Origin of the sequence: Salinibacter pepae (assembly GCF_947077775.1) — a bacterium.
Lineage (GTDB): Bacteria > Bacteroidota > Rhodothermia > Rhodothermales > Salinibacteraceae > Salinibacter > Salinibacter pepae.
In genome coordinates this window covers 1,943,271-1,963,411 of sequence record NZ_CAMTTE010000001.1, presented here as the reverse complement: position 1 = coordinate 1,963,411, position 20,141 = coordinate 1,943,271, and the positions used below count along the sequence as shown (strand labels likewise).

At 64.7% G+C, this 20,141-nt stretch carries 17 protein-coding genes, 3 tRNA genes and 1 pseudogene; 11 read left to right on the top strand and 10 right to left on the bottom strand.

Features of this window, described 5'->3' with window-relative positions:
• Window positions 1-258 precede the first annotated feature (258 nt).
• From OJA40_RS08290 to rpmH, 6 genes are all read right to left on the bottom strand, one after another.
• Window positions 259-891, bottom strand: a complete 633-nt coding sequence (locus OJA40_RS08290) for a zinc ribbon domain-containing protein (RefSeq protein WP_263808431.1) — start codon at window positions 889-891, stop codon at window positions 259-261.
• A gap of 264 nt (window positions 892-1,155) precedes the next feature.
• The gene (locus OJA40_RS08285) at window positions 1,156-1,902 is read right to left on the bottom strand and encodes an acyl-[acyl-carrier-protein] thioesterase (RefSeq protein ID WP_208425204.1); all 747 of its coding nucleotides are present in this window, start codon (window positions 1,900-1,902) and stop codon (window positions 1,156-1,158) included.
• Window positions 1,903-2,020: 118 nt separating this feature from the next.
• Window positions 2,021-3,406: a tRNA uridine-5-carboxymethylaminomethyl(34) synthesis GTPase MnmE gene (mnmE, locus tag OJA40_RS08280; protein ID WP_208425205.1), complete on the bottom strand. Its 1,386-nt coding sequence runs from the start codon at window positions 3,404-3,406 to the stop codon at window positions 2,021-2,023.
• A 192-nt stretch (window positions 3,407-3,598) separates the two neighbouring features.
• Entirely contained in the window at window positions 3,599-5,560 is a 1,962-nt protein-coding gene (gene yidC / locus OJA40_RS08275) for a membrane protein insertase YidC (RefSeq protein WP_263810302.1), read from the bottom strand.
• Between the two features lie 178 nt (window positions 5,561-5,738).
• Window positions 5,739-6,179 (bottom strand): ribonuclease P protein component, encoded by a 441-nt coding sequence (locus OJA40_RS08270; RefSeq protein ID WP_208425207.1) that lies wholly within the window; start codon window positions 6,177-6,179, stop codon window positions 5,739-5,741.
• 12 nt (window positions 6,180-6,191) lie between these two features.
• Window positions 6,192-6,356 carry a 50S ribosomal protein L34 gene (gene rpmH, locus OJA40_RS08265; RefSeq protein WP_043551668.1) on the bottom strand — a complete coding sequence of 55 codons (165 nt, stop codon included), beginning with the start codon at window positions 6,354-6,356 and terminating at the stop codon, window positions 6,192-6,194.
• Window positions 6,357-6,527: 171 nt separating this feature from the next.
• On the opposite strand from rpmH, the gene OJA40_RS08260 reads away from it, so the two are divergent.
• A tRNA-Gly gene (locus tag OJA40_RS08260) sits at window positions 6,528-6,599 on the top strand.
• A gap of 97 nt (window positions 6,600-6,696) precedes the next feature.
• A tRNA-Val gene (locus OJA40_RS08255) sits at window positions 6,697-6,770 on the top strand.
• 129 nt (window positions 6,771-6,899) lie between these two features.
• On the opposite strand, the pseudogene OJA40_RS08250 reads toward OJA40_RS08255, so the two are convergent.
• A pseudogene (locus OJA40_RS08250) lies at window positions 6,900-7,193 on the bottom strand (tyrosine-type recombinase/integrase); the annotation flags it as partial.
• Window positions 7,194-7,462: 269 nt separating this feature from the next.
• Here OJA40_RS08250 and hsdR point away from each other — a divergent pair.
• The 7 genes from hsdR to OJA40_RS08215 all read left to right on the top strand — a co-directional run bounded on the left by hsdR (window position 7,463) and on the right by OJA40_RS08215 (window position 15,085).
• Window positions 7,463-9,826: an EcoAI/FtnUII family type I restriction enzme subunit R gene (gene hsdR, locus OJA40_RS08245; protein WP_263810300.1), complete on the top strand. Its 2,364-nt coding sequence runs from the start codon at window positions 7,463-7,465 to the stop codon at window positions 9,824-9,826.
• A gap of 113 nt (window positions 9,827-9,939) precedes the next feature.
• The gene (locus OJA40_RS08240) at window positions 9,940-11,394 is read left to right on the top strand and encodes a type I restriction-modification system subunit M (protein WP_263810299.1); all 1,455 of its coding nucleotides are present in this window, start codon (window positions 9,940-9,942) and stop codon (window positions 11,392-11,394) included.
• Window positions 11,391-13,136: a restriction endonuclease subunit S gene (locus OJA40_RS08235; RefSeq protein WP_263810298.1), complete on the top strand. Its 1,746-nt coding sequence runs from the start codon at window positions 11,391-11,393 to the stop codon at window positions 13,134-13,136. The genes OJA40_RS08240 and OJA40_RS08235 overlap by 4 nt, the downstream gene beginning before the upstream one ends.
• A 131-nt stretch (window positions 13,137-13,267) precedes the next feature.
• Window positions 13,268-13,729, top strand: a complete 462-nt coding sequence (locus OJA40_RS08230; protein WP_263810297.1) for a type II toxin-antitoxin system RelE/ParE family toxin — start codon at window positions 13,268-13,270, stop codon at window positions 13,727-13,729.
• Window positions 13,730-13,778: 49 nt separating this feature from the next.
• Complete coding sequence (locus OJA40_RS08225; RefSeq protein ID WP_263810295.1) at window positions 13,779-14,267, top strand: helix-turn-helix domain-containing protein; 489 nt, start codon at window positions 13,779-13,781, stop codon at window positions 14,265-14,267.
• A gap of 18 nt (window positions 14,268-14,285) precedes the next feature.
• Window positions 14,286-14,807, top strand: coding sequence for a hypothetical protein (locus OJA40_RS08220; protein WP_263810294.1), 522 nt, complete (start codon window positions 14,286-14,288; stop codon window positions 14,805-14,807).
• 203 nt (window positions 14,808-15,010) lie between these two features.
• Window positions 15,011-15,085: transfer RNA gene (locus tag OJA40_RS08215), tRNA-Val, on the top strand.
• A 138-nt stretch (window positions 15,086-15,223) separates the two neighbouring features.
• Here the strand turns inward: OJA40_RS08215 and OJA40_RS08210 are convergent.
• Both OJA40_RS08210 and OJA40_RS08205 read right to left on the bottom strand, forming a co-directional pair.
• Window positions 15,224-16,678 carry a PKD domain-containing protein gene (locus tag OJA40_RS08210; RefSeq protein ID WP_263810292.1) on the bottom strand — a complete coding sequence of 485 codons (1,455 nt, stop codon included), beginning with the start codon at window positions 16,676-16,678 and terminating at the stop codon, window positions 15,224-15,226.
• Window positions 16,679-16,980: 302 nt separating this feature from the next.
• The gene (locus OJA40_RS08205; protein WP_263789460.1) at window positions 16,981-18,048 is read right to left on the bottom strand and encodes an aminopeptidase; all 1,068 of its coding nucleotides are present in this window, start codon (window positions 18,046-18,048) and stop codon (window positions 16,981-16,983) included.
• Window positions 18,049-18,380: 332 nt separating this feature from the next.
• Here OJA40_RS08205 and OJA40_RS08200 point away from each other — a divergent pair, with 332 nt between their 5' ends.
• Entirely contained in the window at window positions 18,381-18,587 is a 207-nt protein-coding gene (locus OJA40_RS08200; protein WP_263810291.1) for a hypothetical protein, read from the top strand.
• Window positions 18,588-18,626: 39 nt separating this feature from the next.
• Here OJA40_RS08200 and OJA40_RS08195 read toward each other — a convergent pair whose 3' ends face one another.
• Entirely contained in the window at window positions 18,627-19,196 is a 570-nt protein-coding gene (locus OJA40_RS08195) for a hypothetical protein (protein ID WP_208425217.1), read from the bottom strand.
• 166 nt (window positions 19,197-19,362) lie between these two features.
• Here OJA40_RS08195 and OJA40_RS08190 point away from each other — a divergent pair, with 166 nt between their 5' ends.
• A complete protein-coding gene (locus OJA40_RS08190; protein ID WP_208425218.1) occupies window positions 19,363-19,821 on the top strand; it encodes a DoxX family protein in 459 nt (152 codons plus the stop codon).
• The last annotated feature ends 320 nt before the right edge of the window (window positions 19,822-20,141 follow it).

Sequence of the window (20,141 nt, the reverse complement as noted above, 5' to 3'; positions counted from 1 at the left end):
GGGACTGAGAAAGGCCAAAGCGGCGGGGCGCGTGTTCTTCAGGAGCATTTCCAGGCTCGGGTTGGCGGGGCATCGGCCGAAGGCGTCTGGGCTGGCAGGACGGAGGCAGGGAAAGAACAGATCGATCAGGGCGGCGCTTCTGTGGGGCTCCGGGCAGCCGGCAGACTGCCTCGGCGGAGCGGCGGCCCGATCGCGGCGCTCCTTCGAGAACAGCGCTGAGGCGGGAGGGTTCGTCGGCCCGGCCAGAGGCGGTCCGGGCTACGGCGCCCCCTCCGCTCGCTCCCGTCCACAGTCCGCGCAGTACCGATCGGAGCGGCCCAGGTAGCCCCCGCACTCGGGACAGTCCTCCCCCACCCGACGCCCGCACCGGGAGCAGTGGTGGGCCTCGGGACGGAGATCGCTCCCGCACTGGGGACAGTTGTCGTTGCGGAGGCGCCGGCGGCGGATGCGCTCCCGCGTGAAGTACCGCTGCTGCAGGACGTAGACGGCCGCGATGAGCACCCCCGCCCCGAACAGCCCGGCCGCCACCTCCGGCAGGTATTCGATGGCCCCCATTCCGGAGGCACTGATGAGCAGCAGGGCACCGTACCAGAGCAGCGAGCGCCCCACGGTGCGGCGGAATCGGCCCGCGTGGGCCAACGACCGCGTCGTCCCCCCGAGGGCGGCGAGGGCCGCCGTGAAGGCCACGCCGTAGTAGACGAGGTCCTCGCGGCCCTCGCTCTCTCCCACCCACCCTGCAAGCCAGTCGCGCGCCAGCAGGTCCCCGAGCTGCCAGGTGGCAAACAGGAGGCAGCCGACAATCCCGGCGGTGAACGCCACCTCCAGTCGCGTCCACTGCAACTCATCATCCGTCAACGAAGAGGTGCGCGAGTCCGGCTGGTTCGACGTCACGATGGGTCCAATGGGTATGGAAGAAGACAGGCCCTCACGGCCCTGGACGCAAAAGTTGTTTCGGAGGCCAACCTGCGTGCGTCGTCGGCACCGCCTCGCGCGGCCCAACCGTCCCCATCACCAACGTCCGGTGCGGGCCTTTTGCATTGCAACTCGGGGCCCTGCCTCCGGAGTCCGCAGGGACTTGGAGCGCGCTCGGCGGCCGGCGGCGAGGGGACGGGACACGGTCTCGTCCCGGGGCGGCGCGCCGCACGCGAGGGATGCTCACAGCCACGTCGTTCGGACGAGGGCAAGCGTCTGATCCGACTCGGCCTGGGCCAGGCGGTGGCGCACGCGCAGCGTACCGCCGTCCTCGATCTGCTCGGCGGACGCCCGCACCGGGTCTCCGAGTCTGGTCTCCGCCTCGAACTGGACGGCGAACCCGAGGCAGCGTCGCTCGTCGAGCACGGCGGCGGGCAGGGTCTCCAGCGCCCACTCCAGATAGCGAACGTTGTTGACGTGCCGGTTCAGGTCGAGGTCGTGGTACCGTGCCGTGAAGGTCTGCTCGCGGTCGGTGTGCACCGGCGCCGGGAGGGCATCCAGATCCTGGTCGATCGGACCCGGGCGATCGGGCCCCTCGATGTCGGCGAGAACGCGAGGGGGCCGCACCGGACGTCGCCGGTCCACGTCGAACACAAACCAGCGACTGGTCCCGCCCGCAAGCATCGCCCCCTCCTCATCGTGGAAAACGAACTCGCGGTGGGCAGACGCGCTTTCGAGCCCCGAGGGCCACGTTTCGATTCGGATGGATTCGTTCTGGTGCGGGAGGCGCTCGACCTGCATGTGCATGAACGCAAGCACCCAGGCCTGCCCGTCGGCCCGGAGGTCCGTCATGGACACCCCGAGCTCAGCCGCATGCCGGCCCGCCGCCTCCTGGAAGTAGTCGGCAAGGGCGAGGACAGAGGCGGTGCCCTGCGGGGTTACGTCGTACGAGCGAACACGGACCTCGTCGGTCCAAATGCCGGCGGTCACGAGCGGGACGCAGCTTGGAGAAAGAACCTACGGACCGGCCCGGGTCTGGCTAGCCGAGGCGGCACGGACACGCACAGCCCGGCGCTCCTGCGCTCGCGGTGCTGCCCCTCCCCCGGACTCACTTGCCAATGCAGAAGCGGGAGAAAATCTGGTCGAGCACGTCCTCGTTCGTGATCTCGCCGGTGATGGCGCCCAGCTCCTGGAGGGCCGCGCGGAGGTCGAGCGTCAGCATGTCGCCGGAGACGCCCGCGTCGAGCGCCTCTCGGGCCTGCTGCACAGCGTCGCGGGCGTCCCGGAGGTGCTGGCGGTGGCGCTGGTTCATGACGACCGGCGACGCCTCTGCGCGGCTCAGGTGCTCGGCGACCGTGTCGGTGAGGTGGTCGAGGAGCGGCTGCACCGCGTCGGCGTCCTCGCGCGCCTCCAGGGCGGAGAGCTTCAGCGACGTGAGGCCGTCGAGGGTGGCGACGGGCAGGTCGGGCGCCCGGTCGGCCTTGTTGCCGATGAGGACGGGCTGCACGTCCGACCCGTCGTCGGCGAGGTCTTGGAGAAACGCGATCTCCTGCGAGTCGAGGCCGACCGTGAGGTCGTAGAGGTAGAAGAGCACGTCGGCCGCCTCGATGGACTCGGTGGCGCGGCGCACGCCCTCCGCCTCGATCTCGTCGGCGGCGTCGCGCAGGCCCGCAGTGTCCACGAAGCGGAAGAGCACGCCCTCGATCTCCGCCTCCGCCTCGATCTCGTCGCGCGTGGTGCCGGGCGTCTCGCTGACGATGGCGCGGTCGTGGCCCACCAGCGCGTTCAGGAGGGTGGACTTGCCCGCGTTGGGGCGCCCGCCGATGACGACCTGCACGCCGTCCTTCAGCTTCTCCCCCGTCGGGTAGGTGTCGAGCAGGTCTCCGAGGATCTCTTCCGTCTCGTCCAGCAGGGCCTCCAGGCGCTCCCGGTCGGCAAACTCGACGTCCTCGTCCGAGAAGTCGATTTCCAGTTCCACGAGCGAGCAGAGGTTGAGCAGCTCCTCGCGGAGGTCGCCGAGCAGGTCGGAGTAGCGGCCCTTGAGGTGGGTAAGCGAGGCCTGATGGGCCTTCGTGGAGGTGGCGTCGATGAGGTCGGCCACCGCCTCGGCCTGCGCCAGGTCCATCTTGCCGTTGAGAAACGCGCGCTCGGTGAACTCGCCGGGCTCGGCCATGCGGGCCCCGTGGTCGAGCAGGCTCTGGAGCGCCAGCTTCGGCGCCAGGTCGCCGCCGTGGCACGACACCTCGACGACGTGCTCGCCGGTGGCCGAGTTGGGGGCGCGGAAGACGGTGGCCACCACCTGGTCGATGTCGGTCCCCGCCTCGTCCGTCAACACCCCGACGTGGGCGGTGTGGCTGTCGGCGTCCGCCAGGGCGTCGCCCCGGAAGCACCGGTCGACGATCTCGATGGCGGCCGGCCCGGAGGTGCGCACGACCGCCAGCGCCGCCCGCCCCCGCGCCGTCGCGATGGCCGCAATCGTGTCACTCTGACTCATCGTGGAACGTGGGACCGGTGAAGAGAGAGTCGATCGGTCGTCGCCCTCAGGGCGCCACGGCCCCAAACGACCTCGGTCCACGGATCTTTCCTCAATGACGAACACCGGGCCGACGATCCGGGGGGGCCGGACGGACTGTGCAGGACAGCCCCGCGGCGATCGGTCCCCTCCCCACCGCTCAGCCGTCCCGCTTTACCTCTGCTGCTTCTGCGCCTCTTCTGCCCGTTCCATGAGCCGGGCGAAGAATCCTTGCTCCCCCTCGTCCTCCCCGTCCGAGCGCCCGTTCATGAGGTTGCCGTCGTCGTCCTTTTCTTTCTCCAGCTGCATGTTGATCCACTTCTGCTGGGCCGCCGTGACGATGTTGTAGAAGAGGTAGTACAGGCTCAGGCCCGAGGCGAACCGGTTGAAGATAAAGAAGATGACCCCGGGCATGGCGTACATGAAGATCTTCGCCTGCCCGCCGGCCGCGCCGCCGGTGGACTGCACCCGCATCGTCACGATCATGGCCAGTCCCATCAGGAGCGTAAAGCCCGCCACGTAGTCGCCGTAGAACGGAATCTCGAACGGCAGCTGCAGGATCTTGTCCGGCGCCGAGAGGTCCGCCGCCCAGAGAAAGCTCTCCTGGCGGAGCTGGATGGACTTCGGGATGAACTGGTACAGCGAGATAAGGATGGGGTACTGCAGGAACATGGGCAGACAGCCCCCGAGCGGGTTCACGCCCGTCTCGCGGTACAGCTGCATCATCTCCTCTTGTTGCTTCTCCGGCTCGTCGTCGTACTTGTTCTTGATCTCCTGCATCTTCGGCTGCAGCTCCCGCATCTGCGCCATGCTGCGGTACGACGACTTGGTGAGCGGGTAGACGACCGTCTTGATGAGGACGGCCATCAGGATGACGATGATGCCGTACGGGAGGCCGCCTCCGAAGAGCCACGACGGCAGCCCGCCCCCGAGGTAGGTGAGCATCGGGATGTAAAGGTACTCGGCGAGCGGCTTGGTCATCCACTCGAACCAGTCCCACCCGTAGTCGACCATGCCGTACAGGTTTCGGCCGTAGTCGGCCAGGCTGTAGTAGTCGATCGGGCCCGCGTAGAGGTGAAAGTTGTCGACGTGGGTGGTCTCGCGCGGGAGGGGCATCTGGAGCCGGCCCGTGAGGTCCTTGAAGGCGGCCTCGCTGGTCGCCCGCCCCTCTTTTCGGCCGCTCAGGGAGGCCCCCAGGGCGGTTTCCGGACGGTCCGGCATGACGGCCGCGGTGAAGTACTTGTTCTTCACGGCCATCCACGACACGTCCCCCTCGATGCGCTTCTGATTCTGGTTCGCGTCCGAGAGCGTGAGGCTCTGGATTTGTTCGCCGTTGCGGGCGAAGAGCCCCGTGTACGGGAGCTCGTCCTCCTCCCCGCCCTCCGAGTAGGGCATGCCGCCGTGCCAGGTCAGCTCGTACCCGTCGCTGGTGAGGAAGCTGCGGGGCCGCTCCTGCTCGATGGCAAGCCCGAGGTCGTAGTCGTCCGGGTGGAACGTGTAGGACTGGCGGAGCGCCCCGTCCCCGAGCTGCGCCTCGAAGGTGAGGGTCTTCGACTCGTCCTCGATCCGGACCGTGTCGGCCTCGGTGTCGGCCGAGAAATAGAGCGACCGGGTGTCGACGCGGCGCCGGGTGGGCGTCGTGAACGACAGCGAGAGGGTGCCGCCCGCCGTCGTGTCGACGACCTGGACGGGGTCCTCCTGGTTGAACTGCTTGTACTCCTTGAGCGTGAAGCGCTCGATGGTCCCGCCCTTGGTGGAGAGGACGACCGTGTACAGGTCCGACTCCACGACAATCCTGCGCTGCGTGCCCTGGAGGGCCGCGGCCGTCACGGAGTCCGGGGCCGGGGCCTCCGGCTGATCCGCTTCGGGCTCCGGGGCGTCCGTCCCCGCGTCCGCGGTGGACGGGGGCGCCGCGTCGGACGGCGCGTCGTCCGCCCCCGTGTCGGCCGCCGGGGCGGACGGGTCGGTCTGCTCGGTCGTATCGGCCGGGCCCGCGGCCTGCTGGGACTGTTGCTGCTGGGGCGACGGGCTAAACCAGAAGATCCAGGCGAACATGATCACGGCGACCAGGATGGTCGCGATGATCACGTTGCGCTGGTCTTCCGGCTCGGGGTTGTTGCGGAGCGGAGAAGCCAAGGGACAGGGACGGGTTGGTGAATGCGTTCTCACATCGTGGGCCGGAGCCGGGCGTGCGGGGCCGGGCTCCGGGCCACGGCAGGGCCGATGTAACAGGAGAGGAAACGAGCGGCCGGGCGCAACGTGCCCGGGGCCGTTTCAAAATCGGCGTAGAATGGTCACGGCCGGCGCGGCGCCTTCAGTCGGCACGCTCATCGAGCGAGGCGGCGGCGCGCCGCAGGGCCCGCGGCAGGTCCCGCCCGATGCCGTCGTCGGCCTGCTCGGGGGCGCCCCGGAACAGAATCATGACGATGAGTGCCTCGGGACGACATACGAAAGGGTCTACCAGGGTGTACTGGTGCACCCGGTAGACCTCTCGGAGAAGCCGGCGGATCCGGTTGCGCTCGACGCCACTCTCGGCACGGGGGCCGGGCGCAAACCCGACCTGAAGCGGCACGTCGTGCCCGAGCGCCGCCCGGTCCACGACGCGGTACAGGAGCCGCACGCAGCCCTCCGCGACCGTCCGGACGTCGTCGCGGGTCCGGTCGAAGAGGGACCGGATCAGGCGTCGTCGCTTCAGGCGGTACGACGGGGGAAACGTGAGGCGTCGCTGTTCGACGCGGTCGGGAACGTCGGACACGGGCGTCTCCGGTTACACGGGCTTGCCGGAGTCTTCGTCGCTCACCGAGAGCTTGTCGCGGCCCTTCTTGCGGCGCCGCTTGATGATCTTCCGGCCTTCCTTCGTCTTCATGCGCTCCAGGAAGCCGTGCTTCTTCTTGCGCTTCTTCTGGCTGGGCTGGTAGGTGCGCTTCGGCATGACGGCTGCGCGGTTGATGCGTAAGAAAATTTGTGCAACGAGGTCTAACGGCGGGGGCGTCGCCTTGTTTTGCCCACGGGCGACAAAGACACAGTCAAGACGCGGGGAGGTGCCGGCCGCCGCGCCGGAACCGACGGCCCGTCCTCACATTTCAAAGGTTGGCTTTCTGATGCGGGAGTAGCTCAGTGGCAGAGCATCAGCTTCCCAAGCTGAAGGTCGCGGGTTCGATCCCCGTCTCCCGCTCCGTCTCTTTTTGTTTTGGGTTGAGGGTTCAGGGTTGAGAGTTCGGGGCTGGGGGTTCTCTCAGTCAGCCCTCAACGCGAGACCCTCAACTCGTTCCGGGCGGTTAGCTCAGCGGTTTAGAGCACCTGCCTTACAAGCAGGGGGTCGCTGGTTCAAATCCAGCACCGCCCACCCCCTCAAACGCCTCTCAGCGGCGCCTACGGCCGTTCGGGAGGCGTTTTCTATTTGGTGGTCTTGCCACGTAATGACATCTGGCGACACAACTTTCAGAACATTTGCAGAACACTTCCGAACAGGGCCTCACTCATCGAGGCGAAGCGCAACGTCGTCCATACCCTCTTCGATTTGGTTCTTAAACTTCTCCGGAGCGAGGTGCGAATAGTTCTGGGGCACCTCGATCCTGGAGTGTCGTAGCATCTCTTTCACTGTATGAATTGGTGTCCCCTCCATCACCAGGAGTGAAGCACACGTGTGACGGAGGGTGTGAAACGCCCCCCCCTCAGGCAGGTCGGCTAACCTCCGATAGTAACGAAACCGCTCAGTGAGGTAATCGGCATTGAGAGGGGCTCCCTTCACACCTTTGAAGACTCGATCAGATGCATCAGTGCCAGTTTGTTCAGATCAACGGCTTTAGGACCACGAGGGGGTTATGACACCACCACTGTCTCACTCCGGTCGGTCCTGGGTCGTTGGGTTTTATGGGTGGAGTGTGAGTAATTAGGGACGGTTTGGTCTGACGATGGCGGGCAGTATGTCTGACATCGATGTTAGGCTTTTTTCGTAGTGTCCGAACTGCTATGCCGCCGAGAGATATACGTCGGACATCTCTTGAAGTCATTTCCTGATGCTCACCTCCGCACCCGATGGGCCAGCTGACCGAACAGGAGACGCGCTCCCGTCACATCACGCCGGCGATTAAAGACGCAGGCTGGCCAGTGAAACGAATCCGCGAGGAATACTCCTTCACGGATGGGCGGATCGTGACGCGACGGACCCGTGGTGAGTACCGCCGTAGCGGTCAGAAAAAGGTGGACTATCTGCTGTTCTACAAACCCAACATCCCCCTCGCTGTCGTTGAGGCAAAGAAGCGGACGAAGCCACTGGGTAGTGGCATGCAACAGGGTCTCGACTACGCCGATGCCCTAGAGCACGCCCGCGACCTGGACGTGCCGTTCGTATACAGCAGCAACGGCAAGGCCTTTCTGGAGCACGACCGCACGGAAACGGGCGGTGAGCGGGAGCGTCGGATTCCGCTCGACCAGTTTCCGTCCCCCGATGAACTATGGCATCGGTACCGCCAGTGGAAAGGACTGGACGAGGAAGACGAGGATGTGGTGCTTCAGGACTACTACAAGGAGGTCGACGGGAAAACGCCTCGCTACTACCAGCGTGTGGCTGTGAACCGGGCTGTCGAGCGCATCGCCAAGGGACAAGACCGGTTGCTCCTGGTGATGGCGACGGGCACAGGCAAGACGTACACCGCCTTCCAAATCATCTGGCGGCTTTGGAAGTCGGGTCAGATGAGCCGGGTACTGTTCCTGGCCGACCGCAACATCCTCGTCGACCAGGCCATTACGAACGACTTTCGTCCGTTCGGGGAGCGCATGACGAAGATCCGGAATCACGAGCCGGAGAAGGCCTACGAGATTTACATGGCCCTGTACCAGGCTGTGACCGGGGGCGATACCTATGACGACATTTATACTGAGTACTCGAAGGACTTCTTCGACCTCGTAATCGTCGATGAGTGCCACCGCGGCAGCGCGAAGGCCAACTCAGAGTGGCGGGACATTCTGGAATACTTCGAGCCGGCCGTTCAGATCGGCATGACGGCCACGCCGAAGGAGACCGAAGACGTGTCGAACCGCTACTACTTCGGCGATCCGGTGTACGAGTACACCCTGAAGCAGGGCATCAACGACGGCTTTTTGGCGCCGTATCGCGTCGTTCGCGTGGGATTGGACCGCGACCTGGAAGGCTATCGTCCGGAAAAAGGGAAGCGTGACCGACACGGCCGCGAGATCGAGGACCGGGAATACACCCGGACCGACTTCGACCGGGACCTGGTGCTCAGCGAGCGCACCAAGCGCGTAGCCGAGAAGATTACGGAGTACCTGGAAGAGACCGATCCGTACTCGAAGACGATTGTTTTCTGCGAGGACATCGAGCACGCCGAGCGGATGCGGCAGGCCCTCGTTAACGAAAACCCTGAGCGCGTTGACGAGGACTCGCGGTACGTCATGCGCATCACCGGCGACAGCGACGAAGGCAAACGGGAGCTCGACAACTTCATCGACCCGGAGAGCCGGTATCCTGTGATCGCCACGACGTCGCAGATGCTCTCTACGGGCGTCGACGTGCAAACGTGCGAACTCATCGTGCTCGACCGGAATATTCGGTCCACCACCAACTTCAAGCAGATCATCGGGCGTGGCACCCGCATCCGCGAGGAGTTCGACAAGGTGTCGTTCACCATTATGGACTTCCGCGGCGTGACCCGGCACTTTGCCGATCCGGAGTTCGACGGCACGCCAGAACAGGAGTACGAGCCGGGTCCGGACGATAGCCCGGTCCCGCCCGACGACGAAAATGTGTCCACGGACGGCGAGCCGCCGGAAGACGACCTCGACGAGATCACTGCTGACGATGACGACGGTGAGAGGGGCCGCAAGTACTACGTGGACGACGTGGAGGTAGAGGTCGTCAACGAGCGGGTGAAGTACTACACGCCCGAGGGCGACCTCGTGACAGAGAGCCTCACGGACTATACCCGCCGAAACGTGCGCGAACAATTCGCCTCGCTCGACGACTTCCTCCAGCGGTGGAACCGAGCCGACCGTAAGCAGGCTGTGATCGACGAACTGGAGGCCCAGGGCGTCTTTATCGATGAGCTACGACAGGAGGTCGACAAGGACCTCGACCCGTTCGACCTCATCTGCCACGTGGCGTTTGATGCCGAGCCCCTCACGCGCAGCGAACGAGCGGAGAAGGTGCGTGAGAGCGACTATTTTGACCAGTACGGCGAGGAGGCCCGCGAAGTGCTCGACGCCCTGCTCGACAAGTACGCCGACGAGGGCATCGAGAACATTGAGCAGAAGAAGGTGCTCAAGGTGGATCCCCTCAACCAGTTTGGCGGACCGGTCGAAATTGTGCAGCGCTTTGGCGGGGCCGACCGTTTCGACGGCGCCGTCCGTGAGCTGGAGGACCAGCTGTACCAGATGGCGTAGTGCCCCATTGATCGGTACCATTTCTGACCTTCTACGGGTACCTTTTGCCTGACATGCAGCAAAACCTTTTCGACGACACACCGAGCAACGCATCTTCCACAACACGATCCCCTATGGCCACCGACTCTGTTGTAAAGTCCATCCAGGACATCATGCGGCAGGACGTGGGCGTCGACGGCGACGCCCAGCGGATCTCGCAGATGGGCTGGATGATCTTCCTGAAGCTCTTCGACGCCAGCGACCGGGAGCTCGAGCTGATCCGCGACAATTACGAATCGCCCATCCCGGAGGATCTTCGCTGGCGCAACTGGGCCGCCGACGAGGAAGGCGTGACTGGCGACGACCTCCTCCAATTCATCGACGAGACGCTGTTTCCAGCGCTCAGCGACCTAGAGGTCGACGAAGACAACCGGCGCGGCCTCATCGTGCGCAGCGTATTCGAGGACTCGTACAACTACATGAAGTCCGGCACGCTGCTGCGGAAGGTGATCAACAAGCTGGAGGAGATCGACTTTACGTCGCAGGAGGAGCGGCACGTCTTCAACGACGTCTACGAGAAGATCCTCCGTGACCTCCAGAGCGCGGGCAACGCCGCCGAGTACTACACGCCGCGCCCCGTCACTCGATTCATGGCTGAGCAGGTGGACCCGGAGCTGGGTGAAAAGGTGCTCGACCCGGCGTGCGGCACCGGCGGCTTCCTGGTCGACACCATCGAGCACCTGCGGCGCAAAGGCGTCGACTCGGTGCAGGAGCGCGACCAGCTTCAGCGCACCATTCAGGGCATCGAGAAGAAGCCGCTGCCGTACATGCTGGCGATGGCGAATCTCATCCTGCACGACATCGAGGCCCCAAAGCTCAAACGGGATAACTCCCTGGCCCAGCCGCTCCGCCAGTACGGGCCCTCCGACAAGGTGGACGTAATTCTCACCAACCCGCCGTTTGGCGGCAAGGAGCCCGACGGCATTGAGCGCAACTTCCCGCAGGAGTACCGCACCCGCGAGACGGCCGACCTCTTTCTGGCACTCGCCTTCAAGCGATTGAAGCCCGGCGGCCGCTGCGCCATTGTGCTGCCGGACGGTTTTCTCTTCGGCGAGGGCGTAAAGACGCGCCTAAAGGAAACGCTTCTGGAGGAGCACGACCTACACACCATTGTGCGGATGCCGAAGGGCGTGTTCGCACCGTACACGAACATCAACACCAACCTCCTCTTCTTCGAGAAGGGGCCGTCGACCGACGAGGTCTGGTATTTCGAGCACCCGCTGCCGGAGGGCTACAAGCAGTACACGAAGACGAAGCCGCTTCAATTCGACGAGTTCGAGCTCGAACAAGAGTGGTGGGACGACCGGGAGAACGAGAAATTCGACGAGTACGCCTGGAAGGTCCCTGTCGAGGAGATCGAGGACCGTGACTACAATCTCGACATCGACAACCCGCACGAGGACGACGAGGAGATCACCGATCCCGACGAGCTGCTGGCCCGGTACGAAGCCCTCCAAGAGGAAATCAACGCGACACGCCAGTCGCTGAAAGACGAATTGGAATCTGCACTTCAAAAAACGCTCGCATGACGCTACGCACCCTGCTCGACCGGTTCGACCTGCTGATGGACACGCCCGAGAGCGTGCCCAAGCTGCGTCGGTTCATTCTGCAATTGGCCGTCCGGGGACGACTGACGGAACGTCGTTCTTCGGATACACCTGCCGAGGAGCTTCTGGACCCGATCCGAAGTGAGAAAAAACGGCTCTACGATGATGGCACTATTCGCAAGTCGCAAGCCAAACTGCCGGAACTGGCGAAGAATGGTGAGTCGCTTCCGAATGGATGGATTTCAATCGAACTGGAGCGTGCCGGAGTAGTGAACCCGCGACACGACGCCGACGAGGATACGAAGGCTTCCTTCGTTCCGATGAAGCGGATTGAGGACGGCGTCGGTGATGGTCACACAACAGAGATACGGCCCTGGGGCGAGATCCGGCGTGGATACACTCACTTCATGGAGGGAGATGTCGGGCTCGCTAAGATCACCCCATGCTTCCAGAACCGGAAATCAACGGTCTTTCGGGATCTCGAGAATGGGATGGGTGCTGGCACGACTGAGCTTTACGTCTTCCGACCGCTTGCGGGTACCATTCTTCCGGAGTTTGTGCTCTCCTTTTTTCAGTCTCAGGGTTTTATCGAGGAAGGAGTTAGCAGAATGACAGGCACGGCCGGGCAAAAACGTGTGCCTCGCGAATATGTCGAGCAAAGTCTTCTTCCCCTTCCCCCACTCGAAGAGCAACAGCGCATCGTCGAGGCGGTAGACCGGCTGATGGACGAGTGCGACGCGCTGGAGGAGCAGCAGGAGCGCGAACGCACCCTTCAGGTGCAGGTGGGCACAGCCGCCACCGAAGCGCTCCAGTCCGCCGAGGATGCGGAGGCGCTACGCCCGGCGTGGGAACGCGTCCGCGAGCACTTTGACACCGTCACCGCCACTCCCGAGGGCGTCGACGCACTGCGGCAGACGATCCTCCAGCTCGCCGTACAGGGCCGCCTCACGAAGCGCGACCCGGCTGACACACCCGCTGACGTGCTGCTGGAGCAGATTCAGGAGGAGAAGCAGCGGCTGTACGATGCGGGGGAGATTCGGAAGCCGAAAGACTCATCCCCAGTAGAGGACGAACCGTTCAAACTACCCCCGGGATGGCAGTGGAGTAGAGTTAACGACATCTGCGAAATACGTGGTGGAATACAGAAAACCCCAGATCGGGAACCGCAGAATAATCCCTACCCCTACCTCCGAGTCGCAAACGTGCAGAGAAATAAACTCGTGCTCGATGAGATAAAGCACTTCGAACTCTACGAAGGCGACCTCGAGAAGTGGCGCCTCCAGTACGGAGACATCCTTGTTGTAGAGGGTAACGGGAGTGAGAGCGAAATCGGGCGGTGTGCGATGTGGAGAGAAGAGATTCCGGACTGTGTCCATCAGAACCACCTTATCCGGTGTCGCTCGATCAAGACGGACATGGCCCGATACATCATGCTCTACCTCAACTCCGCCTACGGAATTGAGGAGATGAAGCAGAGAGCAGTAACAACCAGCGGTCTCTACAATCTTAGCGTCGGAAAGATAAGATCGATAGCTATCCCAATTCCTCCATTGAATGAGCAGAAACGCATCCTGGAGAAGGCAACCCCCCTCCGTTCGGTTTGCAACGATCTTGAGGACCTTCTTTCAGACTCAGCCGAGCACGGTGAACAATTGTTGAAGGCCGCGCTAAAGGATGCGAGCGTAGACCGACCAGACGCCGTGCCCGCCGACGCAACTGCCTGACGGAACAGAATCTTCCTACTCCCTCCGTCCACACCTACCCTCAGCGCTTCTCCGGGGGGATTTTGTGAATCGGAGATCGGGAACTCGACATTGGGTTAAGCTATAGGTTAATTGCGAACACGACGACGCCCGTGGTCGACTGTCTCCTAAAAGGATCCCGTCATGAGATCCACTACATCCGCGAAGGCACGCGCACTTTTCAGGATTGGGTCGACGATCAGCGTGCCACCGGACCGATGGCAGCCGAAGTGCGCGACGATCCGTCCATAAGTGACCGTTCGGTATCCCCACCCGAATGGAAGAAACTGTTGGCTGCCTGCAAACGCATCGCCCAGCATGGGTATCAGCAACTCGCGAAAACAAACGTCGTCAAGACCTGGGTGGACTATGATGGAACAGAAGTTGCCGAGATTAGGAAAGGAGGCATTCGCGTCTTCTTTTTCGAGGAAGAACCCGTACCCGACGAGGGACCTTCACGGTTGATCCTCACACATGGGTACCGGAAGCAGACGGATGAGACTCCGGACCGGGAAATTGAGCACTTTATTCACCTTCGGGAACAGTACTACAGGCAGAAGTTCGACGCTGAGTAGTCTTCTTCCCGCTGGTCGCAAATACCACGCACGCAACCGACCACCGACTATGCCCAACGAAAGCACTGTCCGTGTCGCTGACTGGCTCGCCGACGATTGGAGAGACCTTCAGCACGATCCCACTTTCATTGCCGAGGAGCTCATTCTCGACGTGGCCGTGCAGATTGCGGAGGCGATGGAAGAGGCTGGCTTTGAGACGCAGGAGGAGCTTGCGAACGAGCTCGATGTCTCGAAGAGTGCCGTGTCTCAGCTTCTGAGTGGTGACCAGAATATTTCCCTTAAGCGGCTCGTCACCGTCGCTCTAGCCCTTGATAAGAGCGTCGAGGTCGCCCTCGTTGACCGTGACCGTCCCGACGTAGAGTCCGTTCCGACGAAGACGAAGCGTCTGGCTTTGGATGGGGGGACCACTCAGCGTAGCGATGACCAGATGGCTGCCTGGAGTAGTCAAGCAGGAAGAAGGACCCATCCTGACACCACTGTCAACGTAGACCTCGGTCCCGTTCCAGCAAGTGGTGTCGACGACGATCCTGCCGCATAAACAAAAGCTCTACGCTCTATGCCTCCTCCGATACAGTTAATTGACTACGTTCCCGAAGAATATCACTTCGAGGTTGATCCTGCATACCGCCTCGCCCCCGAGCGCGCGGAGGAGATTTTGGAAGAAGAACCAACCGTGAGCATCGATGTGGATTGGTCGGATCCGGAAGTCCCGCCGGAAGCAGACGTCGAAGAGGTCGACCATCCCGACGAAGCGTTCATCTTCAATCTCACGGTGCTTGTCAACGATGAGGACGACGCTAAGGGCACCTACCGGATTCGTCTCCGGCTCTCCGGAATGTTTCAGCGTGCAGCCCCAGCCCAGTTGTTTGACGATGAGAACGCAGACAACGACTACCTGGCCCACACGCTGTCGTCCTGCATCTCGATGCTTTACGGGGCGGCCCGAAACGAGCTGGCGACGATGACGAGCCAAACCCCATATGGGAAGTTTTTGCTTCCGCCCGTTTCTCCGATGCAGGCAGCGCGGAGCGTGCTCGAAGACAACGAAGAGGACGAAGATACTGGCGCTGAAGAGTAGCGCATTTCGACCGCCCAACCATCAGGCCGCCAACGTGATGACGGTCTGCAACGAATTAGGTGGTCCAATCCTACATCGGGCCGTAGTCTCCTCGGCCCCAACGCGACGGATAACCCCTAATTCCCGAAGTTAGTACCCGTTAGAAGGGCCGTTTTCAGAACATTAGCAGAAGAGGGGTTTCTCTTTTCTGTGTAAACCTATGCGCGTCAGTTGACTACGCTCATCTGACTACCTGCCTTACAAGCAGGGGGTCGCTGGTTCAAATCCAGCACCGCCCACTCTTCTCTTCGGAGTTTCCCTGGCGTTCAGGGCCCCTTCGAGCGAACGCCGAGTGAGTCCGATCAGAGTCGACCTCAGGCCCAGCGGGTTTCTTTTTCCCGGTACTCAGTGTCGCGGCCCACGTCTTCTTCGCGCCGTCACTCAAGCTGGACCCCCCATGCGCCCGGGGGCAACGCCCGCTGGTGTTCCTCGAGGGCCCGTCGCACGGCGTTCTGGGTCTCGTAGCGGCCCACGACGACCCGGAAGTGGCGGGTCTGGTCGAGCACGTGCTCGACGATCCGCACGGCCCCCGGCACGGCGTCGGCCAGGCGCTCCCGGTACCGCCGCGCCATCCGTTCCGCGCCCGCCCGGCTCCGCATGGAGGCCACCCCGATCGCCCACGCGGCCGTCGGGGCCGCGCCCGAGCTGGACCGGGCCCCGCGCCGCCCCGCGTGCACCGTCATGGCGCGCGTCTCTGTGCCGACGTCGTTGGACACCCGAACGCGGACCGGGTACCGGCCCCGCTGCTCGAACGTAAAGGTGGGCTCGGGGCCCCGCTCGACGGTCTCGTCCCCGACCGTCCACCGGTAGTCAAACGGCCCGTCCCCCTCCACCGCCGTGCGAAGCTGGACGGGCTCGCCGACCGGGACCGGATTGGGGGCCGCGGTCAGCGACACGATCCAGGGGGCCGCCGGGTCCGACGCACCGGTCACCCGAATCGTCGTCGACGCCGTCGCCTCCCCGGCCTCGTTGTGCGCCGAGACGGTTACGGGGTACGTGCCTGGCCGGCGGTACGTGTGCATGACGGTCCGGCCCGTTTTCTCCGCTCCATCCCCCAGGCGCCAGCGGCGGTCGAGCGGGCGGGCGGCCTCGTCTTCGTTGATCGTCACCGTGAACGTGGCCGTCGTGCCCGCCTGCACTTCCGCGGGGGCGTCGAGCGCAATGACCTCGGGCGCGGTCGGCGTCGTGAGGCTGAACCGGAGCCCGAACCCCAGGGGCTGGTTGACGGTGTCGAACGACCATCCCTCCGCGCCGCCCCCCGTCCCGTCGACCGCGTCGTCCGGAGCGGTTGCGTGGAGGCGAGACTCGACGTACAGGGAGACGGCCCGGCCGGCCCGAATGTCAATGCCGCCCCCCACGGAAGGGCCGATTCCGGTGTGCGTGGGCCCGCCGGCGGTCACGTTGAGGCCGGCGTCCAGATAAAATGCAACCCGCCGGTCCGGCGCGCCGAAGGTGTAGCGCCCCAGCAGGTGAGACGTGTACCGGCGGTACGAGTCGGTCGCGGGGGCCACGTTTCCCACCGACACGTAGCTGCCGGCCTGCCCGCCCAGGGCAAGGCCCCAGCGTGGCGACAGCTGGTACCCCAACTCCCCCACCGCCACCAGGGGAAGACGCCCCATCGCATCGGCGCCGAAGTCCTGGGGCGCACCGGCCGGCGGGCCCGCCAGGTCGCCGGTGTAGCCCGAGAGGCCGGCCCCGAGCTTGCCGTAAAACCCGTGGTCAAGGTGCTGGGCCTGCGCGGTGCCCACGGCGCCCGAGAGCAAAAGCGCAACCCCGAGGAGCACGAGACGGCCGCCCCGCGAGCGGGGCACGTTGAGACTGCAAAGGTGCATGACGCGTCCAGGTTGATTCGTCGTCCCCCTCGAACGGGGACGCCCAAGAAGTGAACCGGACCCCCGGCGGGGACGTCCGGGGTTCTGTTATCGCCGTCATGCGGGGGACATTAAGAACTGCAAGGCTGAGGGGCGGACGTTCTGGGGCGGCGCCCACTGTATCTCGGCCGAACGTCCGTCCACCAGACAGCTTTTGAAGGCGCGTTCGGGACGGCCGGCATGCCCCCTGGACGCGTGCCACGGCCGTTTCCCCCCTCACTCACGGCGCCGGAGGGCTCGGTTCGAGACGCGTCGGGGAGGCGCTACTCCCACACGAACTGCCCGCCCTCCTGGATCACCTCCCCGTCGAACTCGATGCGGCCGGCGCTCGTGTCGAGGATCATGTCGACGTGCACGGCGCTGTCGTTGCCGGTCTGCCCCTCCCCCACGTTGGCGTCGTAGGCCCGCCCGAGGGCGAGGTGGACCGTCTCGCCCATCTTCTCGTCGAAGAGCATGTTCTTGGTGAACCGGTCGATCTCGCGGTTCGTCCCGATGCCGAGCTCCCCGAGGCGCCGCGCCCCGTCGTCGGTGTCGAGCAGGTCGTCGAGGGCCTCCTCGTTGCGCTCGGCGGCCGACTCGACCACCTCGCCGCCCTCGAAGCGCAGGCGCACGCCCTCCATCTCGCGCCCCTGGTGAATGAGCGGCTTGTCGAAGTGCACCGTGCCCTCCACACTGTCGGGCACGGGCGCGGTGAACACCTCCCCGCTCGGCATGTTGTGGCGGCCGGCGGAGTTGATGGCGTGCATGTGCTCCACGCTCATCTGGATGTCGGTCTCCCCGGCCACCACACGCACCGTGCTCGCGTCTTCGAGCCGCCGGCGGAGCTCCTCCTGGTACGCCTCAACCGCCGCCCAATCGCGTAGGATGGCCCCGTAGACGAAGTCGCGGTACGCCCCAAGCGGCAGGTCCGCGGCCTGGGCGTGCGCGTTCGTGGGGTGCTGGGTGAGGCACCACCGCTTCGACAGGCGCTCCTCGATGATGGGCTTGTGCGCCCGGGAGCGCTCCGCGAGGCGCGTGCCGGGGACGTCGTTGAGGGCGGCCAGGTTTGGGGACGACCGCACGTGGATGGCCACGTCGCACGCCTCGTAGAGGGCGAGCGTGTGCTCGGGCAGCGAAAAGTCCCCGTCGTGGGCCTTGAGGTGCGCCCGGGAGGCCTCCCCCGAGGAGTACAGGGTCGTCGGATTCGCCCCGCGGTCGCCGAGCTCCCGGTGCAGGGCCACCACAAGGTCGTGGGCCTCCGGGCCGGCCGCGATCACGACGTCGTCGTCGCGCTGAACGTCCGTCGACCAGTTGAGAAGAGTGCGGGCGTGCTCTTGAATGCGCTCGTCCATAACACGTATTCGATGCGGAGAAAGACAGTCGGGCGCCTGCGAGGGAGGGGTGCCGAAAGGACCGACACACGGCGGTTCACGGTCGGGCCGGTCTCGTGTTCGGAACCCGTTTCTCCCGGGGTTCGGAGGCCCCGTCGCATGGTCGCCCCCGTTATTCACACGTATTCAACTACGTTTTCACGAACCCAAAACGAAAAGGGTTGACAACCCGGGGGGCAATTTTGCTATTATGATGAGTGAGGCATTAACAGGAAAAGTGAGCCAGCCCCGCAGGGCGGGCTTTTTTATTGCGGGCTCCCTTTTCTTCCCTCTCGTTCTTCAGCCCCCGGCCCGTGCACAACGTCGCCTCCCGCCTCGCCCTGCTGATCAGCGTGGGCGGCCTCGTGCTGCTGGCGATGGCCGGGCCGGGCGACGACCTCCAGACGACCCTGGGCGCGATGGGGCTCGTCGGCGCGGGGCTTCTGGTGGGGCTCGGGGCGCTTCTCAGATTCCTGGGGTACATCGAAGAAGGGGCCGCAGGCCGAGACGGGGCCCCGTGAGGGGCCGGGCCGATCCCGAAAACAATCCCGTCGGGGCTCCTAAGCGGACGCCAGGAGCACGGCCCGACGGAGCTCCGTCCAGCGGCCGTCCGTCTCTTCGGGATGGTGGGGGTTCTTTTCCCGCAGCCACATCTCCACGGTCGTGAGGTGCACATCCTCCTCCGCACGACGGGCCACCTCGCGATATACGTCCGCGGTGGTCTCCACGTCCGTTTCCCCCATCACGTCCCAGGCAAGGGTGGCGTAGTGTCGGGTGGTGGGAGGCACCCCAATCTCCCCTTCCACCGCGGCGGGGCCGAGGGCGCGGCGCCGCAACTCGTGGGCGACGAGCTGCTTCCGCACCTGCAGCGCGTGGTACTGAAGGGCCGCCTGGACGTGCTCGGCCTGCTGCTCGGCCGTCATCGGGCCCTTGGTTTCGACGGGGCCCGGATCGGGAAGGCGGTCCTCCACCCGCTCCATTTCTTCCCCAATCGTCGCCCGGAGCGCCCGCAGGTCCGCAAGGCCCATGTCGTCAACCTGAGCGGCGGCGCGGTCGCGGGCCGTCTGCAGCCGCTCGCGCCACTCGGCCCGAAGCTGCTGGAGCGATCGAGGCGGGGCGTGCTCACCCATTGCGGACGGATCGGCAGTGCATGGACTTGTGTGCGAGGCAGGGGGTCTGACACGCCCCGGTCCGGCAAAGTGGTTCCGCCCCCCATCCAGCCCGAGACGGATCGTCCCCCGGCGGTCATTTGTTACAAACCTGTTCGCCGTATTCGCCAACCCACGCCTCTCGTCTATGCTTCGCAGTCTTGAAGCCCAGCGCGACCTCGTTCTCGATGCCCTCCGCGTGTACCTGGGGACCGGCTTGTTTTTTCGGGGGCTTGCCCTGCTGATGACGGAGGGCGGGCTGCAACAACTGCTGGGCGCCACGGAGCCGGGCCTCGGACTCACGGGATTGTCCGTATACGTGATCGCGGCGCACCTGGTGGGCGGCGCCCTTCTCGCCGTGGGGCTCTATACGCGCCTCGCTGCCCTCGTCCAACTGCCCGTCCTCGTCGGGGCCGTCTTTCTCGTGCACTGGCGGGACGGCCTGTTGTCGGCGGACCAGTCGCTGGAGTTTTCGGCGCTGGTGCTGTTCCTGCTGCTGCTCGTGTGCACGTTCGGGAGCGGGCGCTGGTCGCTGGACGCGAAGTGGCGACGCCCGCCGGCCCCGATCGTGCCGGGGTCGCCCCGGCGCCCGGCAGCGCAAAACTGAAACGAGCGCCTCGTATTCGTCCGCGGCAGCGCCCGCCCCCCGACCGCAGTTGGGGCCGGGAGCCACGCTCAGTCCCTCGTCCCCAGGCCCGGATGGGTGAGACTGCAGTCCGTCGCGGGAGGGCAAACGAGGGGCCTTCCTACGCCGGGGCCGTCCAGCATGCAGAAAAAGGGGCGCACTCGGCCCCGCTCAGAGCGATCTCGTTGCCCGCGGCAAGGGGACTGCCCACTCAGATCGACGCGAGCGTGCCTCACGTCTCCCACCGTGCCCGCAGTTGAACCCAAAACGTGCCGACTCTGGACGTTGAGGCAGGGCTCGGG

Bases quoted from the DNA above. Each gene is read 5' to 3' on its own strand.
- mnmE (WP_208425205.1), bottom strand. From the start codon at position 3,406: ATGAGTCAGAGTGACACGATTGCGGCCATCGCGACGGCGCGGGGGCGG.
- rpmH (WP_043551668.1), bottom strand. From the start codon at position 6,356: ATGCCGAAGCGCACCTACCAGCCCAGCCAGAAGAAGCGCAAGAAGAAG.
- hsdR (WP_263810300.1), top strand. From the start codon at position 7,463: ATGGGCCAGCTGACCGAACAGGAGACGCGCTCCCGTCACATCACGCCG.
- OJA40_RS08240 (WP_263810299.1), top strand. From the start codon at position 9,940: ATGGCCACCGACTCTGTTGTAAAGTCCATCCAGGACATCATGCGGCAG.
- OJA40_RS08235 (WP_263810298.1), top strand. From the start codon at position 11,391: ATGACGCTACGCACCCTGCTCGACCGGTTCGACCTGCTGATGGACACG.
- OJA40_RS08225 (WP_263810295.1), top strand. From the start codon at position 13,779: ATGCCCAACGAAAGCACTGTCCGTGTCGCTGACTGGCTCGCCGACGAT.
- OJA40_RS08220 (WP_263810294.1), top strand. From the start codon at position 14,286: ATGCCTCCTCCGATACAGTTAATTGACTACGTTCCCGAAGAATATCAC.
- OJA40_RS08210 (WP_263810292.1), bottom strand. From the start codon at position 16,678: ATGCACCTTTGCAGTCTCAACGTGCCCCGCTCGCGGGGCGGCCGTCTC.
- OJA40_RS08205 (WP_263789460.1), bottom strand. From the start codon at position 18,048: ATGGACGAGCGCATTCAAGAGCACGCCCGCACTCTTCTCAACTGGTCG.
- OJA40_RS08195 (WP_208425217.1), bottom strand. From the start codon at position 19,196: ATGGGTGAGCACGCCCCGCCTCGATCGCTCCAGCAGCTTCGGGCCGAG.
- OJA40_RS08190 (WP_208425218.1), top strand. From the start codon at position 19,363: ATGCTTCGCAGTCTTGAAGCCCAGCGCGACCTCGTTCTCGATGCCCTC.